6 protein-coding genes are annotated in these 18,118 nt (G+C 64.2%); 3 read left to right on the forward strand and 3 right to left on the reverse strand.

Annotated features, from left to right (window positions below):
• The first annotated feature begins 15 nt into the window (after positions 1-15).
• The gene (locus M2497_RS13545; RefSeq protein ID WP_248487937.1) at positions 16-1,371 is read left to right on the forward strand and encodes an MATE family efflux transporter; all 1,356 of its coding nucleotides are present in this window, start codon (positions 16-18) and stop codon (positions 1,369-1,371) included.
• Here the strand turns inward: M2497_RS13545 and M2497_RS13550 are convergent.
• On the reverse strand, positions 1,355-1,942 hold the full coding sequence (locus M2497_RS13550) for a TetR/AcrR family transcriptional regulator (protein WP_248487938.1): 588 nt from the start codon (positions 1,940-1,942) through the stop codon (positions 1,355-1,357). The two genes, M2497_RS13545 and M2497_RS13550, sit on opposite strands and share 17 nt — an antisense overlap.
• Positions 1,943-2,083: 141 nt before the next feature.
• On the opposite strand from M2497_RS13550, the gene M2497_RS13555 reads away from it, so the two are divergent.
• Entirely contained in the window at positions 2,084-3,256 is a 1,173-nt protein-coding gene (locus M2497_RS13555) for an MFS transporter (protein ID WP_248487939.1), read from the forward strand.
• Here M2497_RS13555 and M2497_RS13560 read toward each other — a convergent pair whose 3' ends face one another.
• Both M2497_RS13560 and M2497_RS13565 read right to left on the reverse strand, forming a co-directional pair.
• Positions 3,257-3,622 (reverse strand): type II toxin-antitoxin system HicB family antitoxin, encoded by a 366-nt coding sequence (locus M2497_RS13560; protein WP_248487940.1) that lies wholly within the window; start codon positions 3,620-3,622, stop codon positions 3,257-3,259. It lies immediately after the preceding gene.
• Positions 3,619-3,870, reverse strand: coding sequence for a type II toxin-antitoxin system HicA family toxin (locus M2497_RS13565; protein WP_185710291.1), 252 nt, complete (start codon positions 3,868-3,870; stop codon positions 3,619-3,621). Before M2497_RS13565 ends, M2497_RS13560 begins: the two co-directional genes overlap by 4 nt.
• Positions 3,871-4,078: 208 nt before the next feature.
• On the opposite strand from M2497_RS13565, the gene M2497_RS13570 reads away from it, so the two are divergent.
• Positions 4,079-18,115, forward strand: a complete 14,037-nt coding sequence (locus M2497_RS13570; protein ID WP_248487941.1) for a non-ribosomal peptide synthase/polyketide synthase — start codon at positions 4,079-4,081, stop codon at positions 18,113-18,115.
• The last annotated feature ends 3 nt before the right edge of the window (positions 18,116-18,118 follow it).

Genomic DNA, 18,118 nt, shown 5'->3' on the forward strand with positions numbered 1-18,118 from the left:
CTGGATTCGAACCTCATGGACGTCACCCAGCAACGGCCGTTGTGGCAGATCTACCTGATCTTTCTGGCACCGATGGTGCTGTCCAACTTCCTGCAAAGTTTTTCCGGCACCCTCAACGGTATCTATGTCGGGCAGATGCTTGGCACCCAGGCGCTGGCGGCGGTGTCGGGGATGTTTCCCATCGTGTTCTTTTTTATCGCCCTGGTGATCGGCCTGGGGGCCGGCGCCTCGGTACTGATCGGGCAGGCGTGGGGCGCGCAGGAAACCGCGCTGGTCAAGGTGATCACTGGCGCCACCCTGACGCTGGGCGCGTTGGTGGGGGTGATCGCAGCAGTACTCGGTAGTCTGTTTGCACGCCCGGCGTTGCAGGCGCTCGGCACGCCGGTGGATGTGCTCGACGATGCCGTGGGCTATGCGCAGATGATGATGTTGATCATGCCGCTGCTGCTGGTCTTTATTCTCTATACCCAATTGCTGCGTGGCGTCAGCGACACGATCTCGCCATTGCTCGCGCTGATGGTCTCGACCCTGGTCGGCCTGCTGCTGACACCGGCGCTGATCCGTGGCTGGATCGGCCTGCCGCCCCTGGGTATCCAGAGCGCGGTCTACGCCGGGTTGGTGGGTAATGCTGCGGCGATGCTGTTTTTGATCCTGCGCCTGCGGCATAAGCATCATGTGATGGCGCCGGATCGCGAACTACTGGCGGCCCTGCGCCTGGATCGGGTCATTCTCGGCAAGGTCCTGCGCATCGGCTTGCCCACGGGCTTGCAGATGGTGGTGTTGTCGCTGTCGGAGCTGGTTATCCTCGCCCTGGTCAACGGTCACGGTTCCCAGGCCACCGCGGCCTATGGCGCGGTCACGCAGATCGTCAACTACGTGCAGTTCCCGGCGCTGTCGATTGCCATCACCGCATCGATCCTCGGCGCGCAGGCGATTGGTGCCGGCCGCCTGGAGCGCATCGGGCCGATCCTGCGCACCGGGCTGCTGATCAACACCTGCCTCACCGGTGGGCTGATCGTGCTCGGCTACCTGCTGTCCCACTGGCTGCTCGGCTTGTTCATCACCGATGACGCGGCGCGGGCCAATGCCGAGCACCTGCTGCACATTATGTTGTGGAGCATCCTGGTGTTCGGTTTCCAGGCGGTGGTGGGCGGGATCATGCGCGCCAGCGGCGTGGTGTTGATGCCGGTGGCGATCTCGATCTTCTGCGTGCTCTGCGTGGAACTGCCGATGGCGTACGTGCTCAACGCCCACTTCGGCCTGGAAGGGGTGTGGATGGCGTTTCCGGTGACCTACCTGGCCATGCTGGCGTTGCAGACTGTGTATTACCGGCTGGTGTGGCGACACAAGCAGATCAAGCGGTTGGTGTAAGGCTCAGGCCGCGCAGCAACAGTTCCAGGCTCTGCAAGCCTTGCTCCAGCCGCTCGTCCGGGTGTTCACCCCGGGCGATCCACAAAGCGGTGTTGAGCAAGCTTCCATTGATCAACTGCGCCAGTGCGTGGCTCGGGGCAGGGTGGATAACACCGGTTTGCATCAACGCCTCCAGGCGTTCGCGCAGCGATTCGACACAGTGCTGCTGGGCGCCGGTATCGCCCAGGACGGCGGGCGCGTCCTGCAATACGATGCGCTGGACCTCACTGTCCTGGGCCATGCGTAAGTAAGCGCGGCAGCGTTCGCAAAAGCCGACCCAGGGATCGCTGGCCTCATCGGTAATACGCTGCAGGCGCGCATCCATCTCGCTGTCGAGTTGGGCCACGACGGCAGCCAACAAGCCCTTCTTGTCACCAAAATGGTGGTACAACGCACCCCGGGTCAGGCCGGCGCGGGCGGTGAAATCGTCCATTGAGGTGTTGACGTAACCCTGGGCTGCGAAGGCTTCGCGGGCGCTGGCGATCAGCCTGGCGCGGGTGTCTTCGATCATTTCGGCACGGGCTCGGCTCATAGGTAGGGCTCGCAATGGGCAAGTGAAAGATTGACATACGCTGCGTATGTTACGCATGATTTGTCACATACGCACCGTATGTATTTTGCCTCGAACCTATTAAATAGCAAGTTCCGGGGCATTCAGGAAGAGGTCAGCAGGATGGCAAACCCTTATGCCGAGTTGTTCCAGGTCCCTGGCGCCCGGGCTTTTGTACTGGCGGGAATGCTGGCGCGCATGCCGGTCTCGATGACGGGGATCGGCTTGATCACCATGCTCTCGCAGGTGCACGGCGGTTACGGCCTGGCGGGCTCGGTGGCGGCGGTATTTGCCCTGGCCACGGCGTTTTGCGCGCCGCAGGTATCCAGGCTGGTGGACCGCTACAGCCAAGGGCGGGTGTTGCCGATTGCCGCGTCGATCGGCGGCGGGGCGTTGTTGATGTTGCTGCTGTGCACCCACTTGCAGGCACCGAACTGGACGTTGTTCCTGTTCGCTGCCCTGGCCGGTTGCATGCCTAACATGTCGGCCATGGTGCGGGCGCGCTGGACCGAGTTGTACCGCGGCCAGCCCAAGTTGCAGACCGCATTTGCCCTGGAGTCGGTGCTGGATGAGGTGTGCTTTATCATCGGCCCGCCGATCTCGGTGGGTCTGTGCGTGGTGCTGTTCCCGGAAGCCGGGCCGCTGGTGGCCGCGTTGTTGCTGGCGGTGGGCGTCACCACCTTTGTGTTGCAGCGCGAGACCGAGCCACCGGTGCACGCGCATCAGGGGCATCACGGTCGCTGGCTGATCGCCTCGCCCTCGGTGCTGATCCTGATGATCCTGCTGCTGGCCATGGGCGTGATCGTCGGCGTGGTAGATGTGGTCAGCGTCGCCTTTGCCCAGCATCAGGGCCAGCCGGCGGCTGCGAGCATCGTACTGTCGGTCTACGCCATCGGTTCGTGCCTGGCGGGGCTGGCGTTCGGCACCCTCAAGCTCAAGGCGCCGTTGCCCCGGCAGTTCCTGTTGTGCGGCATCGCCACGGCGTTGACCACTTTGCCGTTGCTGCTGGTGACCAACATCGCAGGGCTGGCGGTGGCGGTCTTTGTCTCCGGGCTGTTCTTTGCCCCCACCCTGATTGTGTCCATGGCCTTGGTGGAACAGGTCGTGCCCGCCAGTCGACTGACCGAAGGCATGACCTGGCTGATCACCGGCCTCAGCATCGGCGTGGCCATCGGTGCGGCGAGCTCCGGGTGGATGATCGACCACTTTGGCGCCACCAGCGGGTTCTGGGTGGCGCTGGCGGCGGGAGCGGTCGTGTTGGGGGCAGCGGTGTTGGGGTATCGGCGGCTAGGATGATCAGTTGATCGCAGGGCAAGCGTCTGCGCAGTGATGCTGCAGAAACTCGTTCAACGCTTGGCGGGTCAGGTCATTGAGCGTGACCTTTTTGCGGGTTGCCGCCAGCGCCGCCGCCAGGTGCAGGTCATGGCCGACCCGGACATTGAAGGAACCTTTGCAAGGTTTCTCTGGTGCATGCCCCAGGGTCTGGCAGGTGGCGAGGTAATCATCCACCGCCTCACGAAAGGCCGTATCCAGTTCGGCGACGGTTTTCCCTTCGTAGCTCACCAGCGCCTTGATGAACAAGACCTTGCCGAACAGGCAGTTGTCTTCGAGGCTGGCTTCGATGGAGCCGATGTAGCCGTTGTGTTTCAGTTGGTTGTTCACTGAATCAGCTCTCCTGATTTCAATTGTTCGATGATCTGGCGCCGAATGTAGTGTTTCAGTTCGTTGCCAGGGTGAGGCTTGTGCAAGGTGATCATTGCACTGGGGTCGCCGATGTCGAACTTGACGCGGCTTCCAGCCCCTTCAATCTGTGTGTAGCCCAGCCGACGCAGCAGCGTGACGAGCTCGGGCCAGGTAAATGTCATTTGCTCGTTGAGCAATTTGGCGAGCAGCTTTTCATTTTTGGACACGGCGTTCCCTGCGTGTAACTAAATGTAGTTGCAAAAAGTGGTGTTCGTCAATGCTAGCTCGTGTTCGGGTGGTCTTCCCGAGATTGATGTAACCCTTGATGACACCGTGCGCCGCGCCTGCCATCCCCGCTAATTTTTCCCTGTCCGGTTCGTTTTATAGGGACGACGTGCCTTTGTGCTTCCTGCCTACTGCTCCGGACTCCAAGAAATGAATGCTGAAGACTCCTTGAAACTTGCTCGCCGGTTTATCGGGTTGCCCCTGGAAAAACGCCAATTGTTCCTGCAGGCCCTGCAGAAAGAAGGCGTGGATTTTTCCCGGTTCCCGATTCCGGCAGGGGTGGAGGCGCAGGATCGCCAGGCGTTGTCCTACGCGCAGCAGCGCATGTGGTTTCTCTGGCAATTGGACCCGGCCAGCGGCGCCTATAACCTGCCGGGAGCGGTGCGACTCAAGGGGGCGTTGAGCCTCGGCGCGCTGGAGCAGGCGTTCGCCAGCCTGGTCACGCGCCACGAAACCCTGCGCACAGTGTTCCAGCGCCAGGCGGACGAGCGCCTGTTGCAAGTGCCGGCAGATACCTGGTTGACCGTCGAGCACCTGGACCTGAGTCACCTGGCCGCCGCCGCGCGCGAACAGGCCGTCAATGAGGCCGCGACCCGTCAATCCCTGCTGGCGTTCGACCTGGAAAACGGTCCGCTGCTGCGCGTGCAATTGCTCAAGCTCGACGCGCAGGAACACGTGCTGCTGCTGACCCTGCACCACATCGTCTCCGACGGCTGGTCGATGAACGTGCTGATCGACGAGTTCATCCGCTGCTATGACGCCCACGAGCGCAATGAAGCCCCGCAACTGCCGGCCTTGCCGATCCAGTACAGCGACTACGCCCTGTGGCAGCGCCGTTGGCTGGAAGCCGGGGAGCAGGCGCGCCAACTGGATTACTGGCAAGCGCGCCTGGGCGATGAACACCCGGTGCTGGAGCTGCCCACCGACCGCCCGCGCCCGGCCATGCCGAGCTACCAGGGCACGCGCCACAACTTCGCGATTGAACCTGCGCTGGCCACACAGCTGCGTAGTTGCGCGCAAAAACACAACGTCACCCTGTTCATGCTGTTGTTCGGTGCTTTCAATGTGTTGCTGCATCGCTACACCGGGCAGGGCGATATCCGCGTCGGCGTGCCGATCGCCAACCGCAACCGCACTGAAGTCGAAGGGTTGATCGGCTTCTTCGTCAACACCCAGGTCTTCCGTACCGAGCTGACCGGGCAAACCCGCATCAATGAGCTGCTGCAAGGCATCAAGGAACACGCACTGGGCGCCCACGCCCATCAGGAGTTGCCGTTCGAGCGCCTGGTGGAAGCTCTCAAGGTCGAGCGCAGCCTGAGCCATACGCCGCTGTTCCAGGTGATGTACAACCACCAGCCGGTGGTGGCCGACATTACCAGTGTCAGCACCGCCTCCGGCCTGGAACTGGCATTGGTGGAGTGGCAAGGCCGCTCCACTCAGTTCGATCTGACCCTCGACACCTATGAAAAATCCGGCACCCTGCACGCAGCGTTGACCTACGCCAACGACCTGTTCGACGCGCCAACCATCGAGCGCATGGCCCTGCACTGGACACGCCTGTTGCAGGCCATGGTGGGCGAAGGCGAGCAGCGCATCGGCGAGCTGCCGATGCTGGCTGCGGATGAGCAACAGGTGCTGGTCCACGCATGGAACCAGACTGCCGAGGCGTACCCGACCGAACGCGGCGTTCATCACCTGATCGAAGACCAGGCGCAGGCCACGCCGGATGCGCCGGCGCTGGTGTTCGGTGCGACCACGCTGACCTACGCCCAGCTCGATGCCCGTGCCAACCAACTGGCCCACGCCTTGCGCGAGCAGGGCGTCGGCCCTGACGCGCTGGTGGGGATCTGCGTCGAGCGCTCCATCGAGATGGTGGTCGGCCTGCTCGCGATTCTCAAGGCCGGCGGCGCCTATGTCCCGTTGGACCCTGAATACCCACGGGAACGCCTGGCCTACATGATCGAAGACAGCGGCATTCAGTTGCTGCTCAGCCAGCGCGCCCTGTTGCCCTTGCTGCCCACCGAGGGCATTCAGGTGATTGCCCTGGACCAATCCGCGAACTGGCTCGACGGTTACAGCCGCCAGTCGCCACACGTCGATCTGCAGGCGCTGAACCTGGCCTATGTGATCTATACCTCCGGCTCAACGGGCAAGCCCAAGGGCGCCGGCAACAGCCATCGCGCGTTGGTCAACCGCCTGTGCTGGATGCAACAGGCCTATGGCCTGGACGCCAGCGATGCGGTGCTGCAGAAAACCCCATTCAGTTTCGACGTGTCGGTGTGGGAGTTCTTCTGGCCGCTGATGACCGGCGCCCGCCTGGTGGTTGCCGCGCCCGGTGAACACCGCGAACCGGCGCGCCTGATCGAGACCATCGGGCAACACCGCATCACCACCTTGCACTTCGTGCCGTCGATGCTGCAGGCGTTTATCCATGAACCGGGCGTGCAAGCCTGCAACAGCCTGCGACGCATCGTCTGCAGCGGCGAAGCCTTGCCGCTGGATGCGCAGTTGCAAGTGTTCGCCAAGTTGCCACAGACGGGTCTGTTCAACCTCTACGGCCCGACCGAAGCCGCCATCGACGTGACGCACTGGACCTGCGTCGACGAAGGCGCCGACAGCGTGCCCATCGGCCGGCCCATCGCCAATCTCGCTACGTACGTGCTCGATGCCCAGCTCAACCCGGTGCCTGCTGGGGTCAGCGGTGAGCTGTACCTGGGCGGCGCCGGCCTGGCGCGCAGTTACCACCGGCGCCCGGCGCTGACCGCCGAGCGTTTTGTGCCGAGCCCGTTCGGTGACGGTGCGCGCCTGTATCGCACCGGCGACCGCGTGCGCCAGCGTGCCGATGGGGTGATCGAATACCTCGGTCGCCTCGATCATCAGGTCAAGCTGCGCGGCCTGCGTATCGAGCTGGGCGAAATCGAGACGCGCCTGATGCAGCACCCCTCGGTGCGTGAAGCCGTGGTGCTGGTGCAAGGCGGCAAGCAACTGGTGGCCTACCTGGTGCTGGAAGACCAGGCGCCGGCCGACCTCAAGGCCTGGCTGCTCGACAGCCTGCCGGAATACATGGTGCCGACCCATATAGTGCACTTGGCCAGGCTGCCAGTGACCGCCAACGGCAAGCTCGACCGCAAGGCCTTGCCGTTGCCCGACGCCGCGCCTCAGCAGGCGTATGTCGCCCCGGAAAGCGACTTGCAAAAAGCCCTGGCAGTGATCTGGAGCGATGTGCTCGGCGTGGAGCAAGTCGGTCTGGAAGACAACTTTTTTGAGCTGGGCGGTGATTCGATCATCTCCATCCAGGTGGTCAGCCGTGCGCGCCAGGCGGGCATTCGCCTGAGCCCGCGGGACCTGTTCCAGTACCAGAGCGTGCGCAGCCTGGCGCTGGTGGCGACCTTCGAGCAGGCGCCCCTCATCGATCAGGGACCGGTCACCGGCGAGGTGCTCCTCACGCCTGTGCAACACAGCTTTTTCGAGCAGGCGATTCCTGCGCGCCAGCACTGGAACCAGTCGTTGCTGCTGACCCCGCGAGAGACGCTGGAGCCCGTGCGCCTTGACGCCGCCTTGACCCGCTTGATCAACCACCACGATGCCCTGCGCCTGCGTTTTGTGCAGCAGGCGGATAGTTGGCGGCAGGCTCATGCCGAGCCGGTTGCGAGCGCTTCGTTATGGCAGTCCCAGGTCGCCGGCGAGGCTGAGTTGGCCGCACTGTGCGATGAGGCTCAACGCAGCCTCGATCTTGAACAGGGCCCGCTGCTGCGTGCGGTCCTGGCAAGCATGGCCGACGGCACCCAGCGCCTGTTGCTGGTGGTGCATCACCTGGCAGTGGACGGCGTATCGTGGCGTATCCTGCTCGAAGACCTGCAACAGGCCTACGGCAACGCCGCGTTGCCGGCCAAGACCAGCGCCTATCAGCAGTGGGCGCAGCAATTGCAGGCCCACGCGCAGACGCTGGACGCGCAACTGGCGTACTGGCAGGCACAGACCGCAAGCGCCGACCTGCCGTGCGACAACCCCCAGGGCAGCCTGCAAAACCGCCTGGGCAGCACCCTCGAAATCCGCCTCAGCGCCGATCACACCCGCCAACTGTTGCAAGACGCCCCGGCGGCCTACCGCACCCAGGTCAATGACCTGCTGCTGACCGCCTTGGCGCGCGTCATCAGCCGCTGGAGCGAGCAGCCCGCCGCGCTGATCCAACTGGAGGGCCATGGTCGCGAAGACCTGTTCGACACGCTCGACCTTAGCCGCACCGTGGGTTGGTTTACCAGCCTGTTCCCGGTGCGCCTGCAAGCCGAAGGCGAGCTGTCGGCGGCGATCAAGTCGGTGAAGGAGCAACTGCGTGCGGTGCCGCATAAAGGCATTGGCTACGGCCTGCTGCGCTACCTCGGTGCGCCTGACGTGCGTGAGACCTTGTCGACCCTGGCTGCACCGCGCATCACCTTCAACTACCTTGGCCAGTTCGACCGCCAGTTCAACGAAGCAGCGCTGTTTGTTCCGGCGACCCAGGGCAGCGGGCAGGCCCAGGATTGCGAGGCGCCGCTGGCCAACTGGCTGACGGTGGAAGGGCAGGTGTACGGCGGTGAGCTGGCCCTGCGGTGGGGGTTCAGTCGCGAGATGTTCGAGGTGGCGACTGTCCAACGCCTGGCGGATGACTATGACGCTGAACTCCAGGCCCTGATCGAACACTGCTGCGCCACGCCGGCGGGGCAGGTCACGCCTTCGGACTTCCCCCTGGCGCGCCTGACCCAGCAGCAACTGGATGCCTTGCCCATCGCCGGGCCGGCGATGGCTGATCTCTACCCGTTGTCGCCGATGCAGCAGGGTATGTTGTTCCACACCCTCTATGAGCCCGAGGCCGAGGCTTACATCAACCAGTTGCGCCTGGATATCGACGGCCTGGACCTGCTGGCGTTCGGCCGTGCCTGGCAAGCCGCGCTGGACCGGCATGACATCCTGCGCAGCAGCTTCCACTGGCTTGGCCTGGACAGCGCGCATCAAGTGATCCAGCGCCGAGTCGATGTGCAGTTGCACGTGATCGAAGACATCGACGCCGATTGCGATGCGCTCGCCGCTGCCGAGCGCGAGAAAGGTTTCGCGCTGAATGCCGCGCCGCTGTTTCGCCTGATGCTGGTACGCGGTGCCGGTAAGGCCTGGCACCTGATCTTCACCAGCCACCACATCCTTATGGACGGCTGGAGTAACGCCCAGTTGCTCGGCGAGGTCATCGCTCATTACGCCGGGCACAGCGTGCCGGCGCCGCTGGGGCAGTTCCGCGATTACCTGGGCTGGCTGCACCAGCAAGCGTCGGGCGAGGCGTTCTGGAAGGCTGCCCTGGCGCCGCTGCAAGCGCCAACCCTGCTTGCGCAGGCGCTGCGTGTGCCGGTCGAAGGCAAGGGCATGGCTGACCATCAGGTGGTGCTGGGTGACGACTTCACGCGTGCCCTGAGTGAGTTTGCCCGCCGCCATAAAGTCACCCTCAACACCGTGCTCCAAGGCGCATGGAGCGTGCTGCTGCAACGCTATACCGGGCAGGACTGCGTGGCCTTTGGAGCCACGGTGGCGGGGCGCTCGGCACCGTTGCCGGGGATCGAGCAACAACTGGGCCTGTTTATCAACACGCTGCCCATCATCAGCGCGGCCTCGCCAGCGCTGTCGGTGGCTGGCTGGCTGAGCGAGCTGCAAGCCCTCAACCTGAGCCTGCGCGACCACGAACATGTGCCGCTCTACGACATCCAGGGCTGGGCGGGGCAGCAGGGCGCTGCGCTGTTTGACACCTTGCTGGTGTTCGAAAACTTCCCGGTGGCCGAAGCCTTGAAACAAGGCGCACCCGCCGGCCTGACGTTCGGCCGCCTGCATAACCATGAACAGACCCACTACCCGCTGACCCTGGGGATCGAATTGGGCGCCAGCCTGCGCCTGGAGTTCGGCTACGACCAGGCCCGTTTCAGCGCTCAACAGGTCGCTCGATTGGGAGGCAACCTGCACCACCTGCTGGTGCAGATGCTCGCAGACGCGCAAGCACCGCTGGGCAACCTGCGCCTGATGGACCCCGCCACACGCCGCGACGTTCTCGCCCATAGCCGGGCGACCGGTGCCGTCCCGCGCCAACTGCGCGTGCATGAACGCATCGCCGCCCAGGCCGCCGCCACGCCTGACGCGCTGGCCGTGCAGGCGGGTGACGCACACCTGAGCTACGCCCAGCTCAATGCTCGCGCCAACCGGCTTGCCCATCGCCTGCTGGAACTGGGCGTTGGCCCAGGCCAGCGCGTCGGCCTGGCGGCACGACGTGGCCCGCAGTTGATCGTCAGCCTGCTGGCGGTGCTCAAAAGCGGCGCCGCCTATGTGCCGCTGGACCCGAACTATCCGGCCGAACGCCTGGCCTACATGCTGACAGACAGCCGGCTCGACCTGCTGCTCAGCGAAACCGGGCTGCTGGCCGACCTGCCGTTGCCCCAAGGGCTGGCGCGTGAGAGTTTCACCGCGTCCGGAGAAGAACTGGCAGGCTACCCGTCGACCAATCCAACCAACCATGCCGCCGCTGCCGACCTGGCCTATGTGATCTACACCTCGGGCTCTACCGGGCTGCCCAAGGGTGTAGCCATCGACCATGCCGCCCTCGGCCAGTTCTGCGACAGCGCCGAGGTCTACAGCGGCTTGAGCGCGGCAGACCGGGTGCTGCAATTTGCCACGTTCAGCTTCGACGGCTTTGTCGAGCAATGCTACCCGCCGCTGTGTGTGGGCGCGGCGCTGATCATGCGTGGCGACGAATTGTGGGACGCAGGGCAACTGGCGCGGCACATCGTCGAGCAGGGGGTGACCCTGGCGGACCTGCCGGCGGCCTACTGGTATTTGCTGGCCAAGGAATGCACCCTCGACCAGCGCACCCTGGGCAACCTGCGTCAGGTGCATGTCGGCGGCGAGGCGATGTCGGTGGAAGGGTTGCGTGCGTGGCACGCCGCCGGCCTGTGCGACGTGCGCCTGGTCAACACCTACGGGCCGACCGAAGCGACTGTGGTGTCCAGCGTGCACACTTGCCAGTTGGCGGACGCCAGTGATGCGTTTGGCGTGCCGATTGGCCGGGCCATCGACGGTCGCTCCTTGTATGTGCTGGACAGTGGTTTCGAATTGCTCGCCACCGAGGGTGTGGGCGAGTTGTGCATCGGCGCCGAACACGGTTTGGCCCAACGTTACTTCGACCGCCCGGCGCTGACCGCCGAGCGCTTCCTGCCGGACCCGTTTTCCGCCGTGCCCGGCGCACGGCTTTACCGCAGTGGCGACCTGGCGCGCTATAACCAGGCGGGTGCGTTGGAGTATGTCGGGCGCATCGATCATCAAGTGAAGATCCGCGGGTTCCGCGTGGAAATGGGTGAGATCGAAGCCAGCCTGCAAGCTTTGCCGCAGCTGCGTGAAGCCGCGGTCATCGCGCAATCCAGCGCGACGGGCACGCAGTTGGTGGCGTACGTGGTTGCCGCCAACGGGCAGACCGTGGACGCTCAGGCATTGGCGGCCACCTTGCGCCAGTCCCTGCCGGATTACATGGTGCCGGGGCACTGGGTCGTCCTCGACGCCTTGCCGTTGAACAACAATGGCAAGCTTGACCGTCGCGCACTGCCGGTACCGGACTTGAATCACGCACGCCGGGCCTACCTGGCGCCGCAAACCCCGCTGCAAACGCGCTTGGCCGCCATCTGGCAAGCGGTGTTGCAAGTGGACCAGGTGGGGCTCAATGACCACTTCTTCGAGCGTGGCGGTCATTCGTTGCTGGCCACCCAAGTCATTTCGCGGGTGCGCCACGCACTGCAATTGGAAGTGCCGCTGCGGGCATTGTTCGAACAACCGACGCTGGAGGCGTTCGCCGATGTTTGCGCAGGGTTGCAGGCGACCACTGCGCTACCGCTGGTGGCAGTGACGCGCGACCAGCCGCTGGCACTGTCGTTCGCCCAGGAGCGCCAATGGTTCCTCTGGCAACTGGACCCGTCCAGCGCCGCCTACCACGTGCCGAGCGCCCTGCACCTGCGTGGCCGATTGGATGTCGCGGCGCTGGAACAGGCGTTCCAGGCCCTGGTGCAACGCCATGAGCCGTTGCGCACCACCTTTGTGGAAGAGGGCGAGCACACTTGGCAACGGATTCACCCGCACCTTGCGCTGCCGATCGAACACCAACAGGTCGAGGCCTGGGCGATCGAGCCTGCCGTGGCGCAGGAGATCCAACGCCCGTTCGACTTGGTCAATGGCCCGCTGATGCGCGTCAAATTGCTTCAAATCGAGGCCGAGCACCATGTACTGGTGATCACCCAGCACCACATCATCTCCGACGGTTGGTCGATGCAGGTGATGGTCGATGAGCTGGTGGCGCTGTATCAGGGCCGGGCCGAACTGCCGACGCAGCTCATCCAGTACGCCGACTATGCCCAGTGGCAACGTGATTGGATGGCAGCCGGTGAGCAACAACGCCAACTCGACTACTGGCGCCTGCGCCTGGGCAGCGAGCATGCCGTGCTGGAACTACCCCTGGACCACCCACGCCCGGCCGTGCAAAGCCATTGCGGTGCACGCCGCCAGGTGCACCTGGACAGCGCGTTGGTCGCCGGGCTCAAGGCCCTGGCCCAGCGTCAGGACGTAACCTTGTTCGTGCTGCTGCTGGCGTCGTTCCAGACCCTGCTGCATCGCTACAGTGGTCAATCCCAGATCCGGGTCGGCGTGCCCATTGCCAACCGCAATCGCCTGGAAACCGAGCGCCTGGTCGGCTTCTTCGTTAATACCCAGGTGCTGCAGGCCGATGTGCACGGGCAGATGGCGTTCGACCAATTGCTCGTCCAGGTCAAGCAGCGCGCCCTCGAGGCCCAGGCCCATCAGGACCTGCCGTTCGAGCAACTGGTGCAAGCCCTGCAACCGGAGCGCAGCCTCAGCCATAACCCACTGTTCCAGGTGATGTTCAATCACCAGGACCGCCTGCGCGCCGCGCCGCTGCAGTTGCCTGGCCTGGACCTGCAAGCGGTGGATTGGGCAGGGCACAGCACTCAGGTCGACTTGAATCTCGAGACTGAGGAGTCCGCTGCTGGCCTATGGGCCTCTCTGACCTACGCCACCGACCTGTTCGACGCCGCTACCCTGGATCGCCTGGCCGAGCATTGGCAAAACCTGATGCACGCGGTGGTGCAGGATGCGTCCCAAACCATTGATGAACTGACGATGCTCAGCGCGCCGCAATGGCAGCAGATGGTCGAAACGTGGAACGACAGCGCTGTCGACTACCCCCGCGAACGCTGCGTGCACCAATTGTTCGAAGCCCAGGCCGTGGCACAGCCGCAAGCCCTTGCGGTGCAATTCAATGGCCAAGCCCTGAACTACGGCGAACTCAACCGCCGCGCCAACCGCCTGGCCCATCGCCTGATCGCGGCGGGTGTGGGGCCGGACGTATTGGTGGCGGTGCATGTCGAGCGCTCCCTGGACATGGTGGTCGGCCTGCTGGCGACGCTCAAGGCCGGTGGCGCTTATGTGCCATTGGACCCGCAATTCCCGGCGGATCGCCTGGCTTTCATGCTCGACGACAGCCGCGCACAGGTCCTGCTGACCCAGCCACACTTGATCGGTCACCTGGCGCACCCGCAGGGTGTGCAGGTATTGATGGTCGACGCCGCCGACGCTGCCGAGCACAACCCGCAGGTCGAGGTCACGCCGGAACACCTGGCCTATGTGATCTATACCTCTGGTTCCACCGGCAAGCCCAAGGGTGTGATGGTACGCCACCGGGCGCTGTGCAGCTTTACCTGCGGCATGGCCGATACCCTGGACATCGGCATTGACGCACGGATGTTGTCACTGACCACCTTCTCGTTCGACATCTTCGCCCTGGAGCTGTACGTCCCGTTGACCGTCGGCGCCACCGTATTGCTGAGCGGCCAGGAACTTGCCCTCGACCCGGAAGCGATCATCGACCTGGTCCACAGCCAATCGGCCAACGTGCTGCAAGCCACGCCGTCAACCTGGCGCATGCTGCTGGAAAGCCCACGCTCCCAGCTGCTGCACGGTATCAAGAGCCTGTGCGGCGGCGAAGCGCTGCCGGCGGACCTGGCCCAGCGCATGCTCGACCTGCAAGGCCCGCTGTGGAACCTTTATGGTCCCACCGAGACCACCATCTGGTCGGCGGCCCATCGTCTGCATGACGCACAACCATTTGTCGGGCGGCCTATCGCCAACACCACGTTGTTTATCCTCAATGCCGGGTTGACACCGAGCCCGGTGGGCGCTGCCGGTGAACTGCTGATGGGCGGTGTCGGCCTGGCCCGTGGTTACCACGAGCGCCCCGCGCTGACGGCCGAGCGCTTTGTGCCCAACCCGTATGGTGCGCCAGGAGAACGCCTGTACCGCACTGGCGACCTGGCCCGCTACCGTGCCGATGGCGTGGTGGAATACATCGGCCGCGTCGACCATCAGGTCAAGGTGCGTGGCTTCCGCATCGAACTCGGTGAAATCGAAGCCTGCCTGCGCGAGCATGCCGGCGTGCGCGAGGCCGTGGTCCTGGCCGATAACGACCGCTTGATCGCTTACCTGGTCAGCTCGGTACCCGACACGGTAGAAGCCTACAAGGCGGCCCTGCGCGAGCGCCTGCCGGACTACATGGTGCCGGCGCACCTGGTGTTCCTCGACAGCCTGCCCCTGACCCCCAACGGCAAGCTCGACCGTAAGGCTTTGCCTGCGGTGGACGCGGCACAGTTGAGCAATGGCCATGTGGCGCCAGTGACACTGCGTGAGCAGCAGGTCGCGGCGATCTGGGCCGAGGTGCTGGAGCTGCCGCAGGTCGGCCTTGACGATCACTTCTTCGAGCTCGGCGGGCATTCGCTGCTGGCCACCCGTGTTGTCTCGCGGGTTCGCCAGGTGCTGGCACTGGAAGTGGCACTCAAGACCCTGTTCGAACACCCGCGGTTGGAGGATTTCGTTCAGGCGCTGGGCGAGGAGGGCGTGGTTGCACCCGCGTTGCTCAAGGCTGACCGCAATCAACCGCTGCCGTTGTCCTATGCCCAGGAGCGCCAATGGTTCCTCTGGCAACTGGACCCGCAAAGCACGGCGTATCACATCCCCAGCGCATTACGTTTGAAAGGGCTGCTCGACCTGCCTGCTCTGCAATGCAGTTTCGACACCTTGCTGGCACGCCATGAAAGCCTGCGCACCCATGTGCGCCAGGACGCTGGCGGCGCGGTACAGGTGATTGAAGACTCGGGCCTGATCGAGATCAGCCTGCTTGACACCGAGGAAGATGGCCTGAAAGCGCGGGTCGCAGAAGTGGTTGCGCAGCCATTCGACCTGCTGCGCGGGCCGCTGTTGCGGGCCCAGTTGCTGCGCCTGGCTGTTGATGACCACGTACTGGTGCTGGTGCAGCACCACATCGTCTCCGATGGCTGGTCGATGCAATTGATGGTCGAGGAACTGGTGCAGTTGTACGCCACCTTCAACCAGGGCCGGATGCCCGACTTGCCAGCCTTGCCGATCCAGTACGCCGATTACGCCCTGTGGCAGCGCAACTGGATGGAAGCCGGTGAGAAGGCCCGTCAACTGGCGTACTGGCAGGCTCAGCTGGGTGGCGTACAGCCGGTGCTGGAGCTGCCTTTCGACTACTTGCGCCCGGCAGTACAAAGCCAGCGTGGCGCGCGCCTGGGCATTGAGTTGCAACCTCTGCTGCTGAGCGGTCTGCGTCAGTTGGCGCAGAGCGTCGGAGTCACCTTGCCGATGGTACTGCTGGCGTCCTACCAGGCGCTGCTGCACCGCTACAGCGGCCAGGAAGACGTGCGCGTCGGCGTGCCGATTGCCAACCGCAATCGCCTGGAAACCGAAGGGCTGATCGGCTTCTTCGTCAACACCCAGGTGCTCAAGGCTGATATCCATGGGCAGATGAGTGTGGTGCAACTGTTGCAGCAGGTGCGCCAGCGTTCCCTGGAAGCACAGGCCCATCAGGACCTGCCGTTCGAGCAACTGGTCGAAGCCTTGCAGCCCGAGCGCAGCATGAGCCTGAGCCCGCTGTTCCAAGTGCTGTTCAACCATCGCGTGACCTCGGCCGCCAATCATTTGCAGCGGCTCGCCGAACTGGATGTCGAGGTGCTGAGCTGGGATGAAGGTGTGGCGCAGTTCGACCTGGCGCTGGATGTGGAGGAAAGCCAGGCGACGCTGCGTGCGTCCCTGAGTTATGCCACCGACCTGTTCGCCCCGGCGACCATCGAACGCATGGCCGGCCACTGGCAGAACCTGTTGCAGGCGATGGTCGCCGATCAACAGCAACCCATCAGCCAACTGAACCTGTTGGGCGAGGACGAGCGACAGCACATCCTGCAATTGTGGAACGAGACCGACGCGGGCTTCTCGGCCGAGCGTCTGGTTCACCAATTGGTGGCCGACCGCGCCCGGGAAAACCCGGATGCAGTCGCCGTTAAATTCGACGCGCAAACCCTGACCTACGGTGAACTGGACAGCCAGGCCAACCGCCTGGCCCATGCGCTGATCGCCCGTGGCGTCGGCCCGGAAGTGCGCGTGGCGATTGCCATGCCGCGCAGTGCCGAAATCATGGTGGCGTTCCTGGCGGTGATGAAGGCCGGTGGCGTTTATGTGCCGCTGGACGTGGAATACCCGCGAGATCGCCTGCTGTACATGATGCAGGACAGCCGTGCCCAGTTGCTGCTGACCCACACCAGCGCGTTGCAACAACTGCCTATTCCCGAGGGTCTGGACAGCCTGGCGATTGATCGCACCGAGGAATGGTCCGGTTACAGCGACACGGCGCCTGATGTGAAACTGGACGGCGACAACCTGGCCTACGTGATCTACACCTCCGGCTCCACCGGCCTGCCCAAGGGCGTGGCGGTATCCCACGGTCCGCTGGTGGCTCACATCATCGCCACCGGCGAGCGTTATGAAACCTCGCCCGCCGATTGCGAGCTGCACTTCATGTCGTTTGCCTTCGACGGCTCCCATGAAGGCTGGATGCACCCGTTGATCAACGGTGCCAGCGTGCTGATCCGCGATGACAGCCTGTGGCTGCCGGAATACACCTACCAGCAAATGCATCGCCACAACGTGACCATGGCGGTGTTCCCGCCGGTGTACCTGCAACAGTTGGCCGAGCATGCCGAGCGTGACGGCAACCCGCCGAAGGTGCGCGTGTACTGCTTCGGTGGTGATGCCGTTGCCCAAGCCAGCTACGACCTGGCCTGGCGCGCACTCAAGCCGACCTATCTGTTCAACGGCTACGGCCCGACGGAAACGGTGGTCACGCCATTGCTGTGGAAAGCGCGCAAGGGCGACCCATGCGGCGCCGTCTACGCCCCGATTGGCACGCTGTTGGGTAATCGCAGCGGCTACGTGCTGGATTCACAACTCAACCTGCAACCCATCGGCGTAGCCGGCGAGTTGTACCTGGGCGGCGAGGGTGTGGCGCGGGGTTACCTGGAACGCCCGGCACTGACTGCCGAACGCTTCGTGCCGGACCCGTTCGGCAAACCCGGCAGCCGTGCCTACCGCAGCGGCGACCTGACCCGTGGCCGCCCGGATGGCGTGGTGGATTACCTGGGGCGTGTCGACCATCAGGTGAAGATCCGAGGTTTCCGTATCGAGCTGGGCGAAATCGAAGCACGCCTGCGAGAGCAGGACAACGTCGGCGAAACCGTGGTGGTGGCCCAGGACGGTCCGACCGGCAAGCAGTTGGTGGCTTATGTAGTGCCCGCAGACGGCAGCCTGATTAACGAAACCGAGTTGCGCGACACCCTGCGTCGCGCCCTGAAGACCCGCCTGCCGGACTACATGGTGCCGACGCATTTCATGTTCCTGGCACAGATGCCGCTGACCCCCAACGGCAAGCTCGACCGCAAGGGCCTGCCCGAGCCGGATGCGAGCCTGTTGCAGCAGGCCTATGTGGCTCCCGAAACCGAGCTTGAGCAGCAGATCGCCGTGATCTGGGCCGATGTGCTGCGCCTGCCGCAAGTGGGCCTGAACGACAACTTCTTCGAGGTCGGCGGCCATTCCCTGTTGGCGATCCAGATCACCTCGCGGGTCCAGGCCGAGCTGGGCCTGGAAGTGCCGCTGGTGGAAGTGTTCCAGACCGAAACGCTGCGTGCCTACGTGCAGGCCGCCGCCACCTTCCGCGCCGGCAGCGCGGAAGACTTTGATGATCTTCGTGACTTTTTGAGCGAACTAGAGGCGATTTGACCC

Origin of the sequence: Pseudomonas sp. CYM-20-01 (assembly GCF_023169845.1) — a bacterium.
Classification (GTDB): Bacteria; Pseudomonadota; Gammaproteobacteria; order Pseudomonadales; family Pseudomonadaceae; genus Aquipseudomonas; species Aquipseudomonas azotoformans.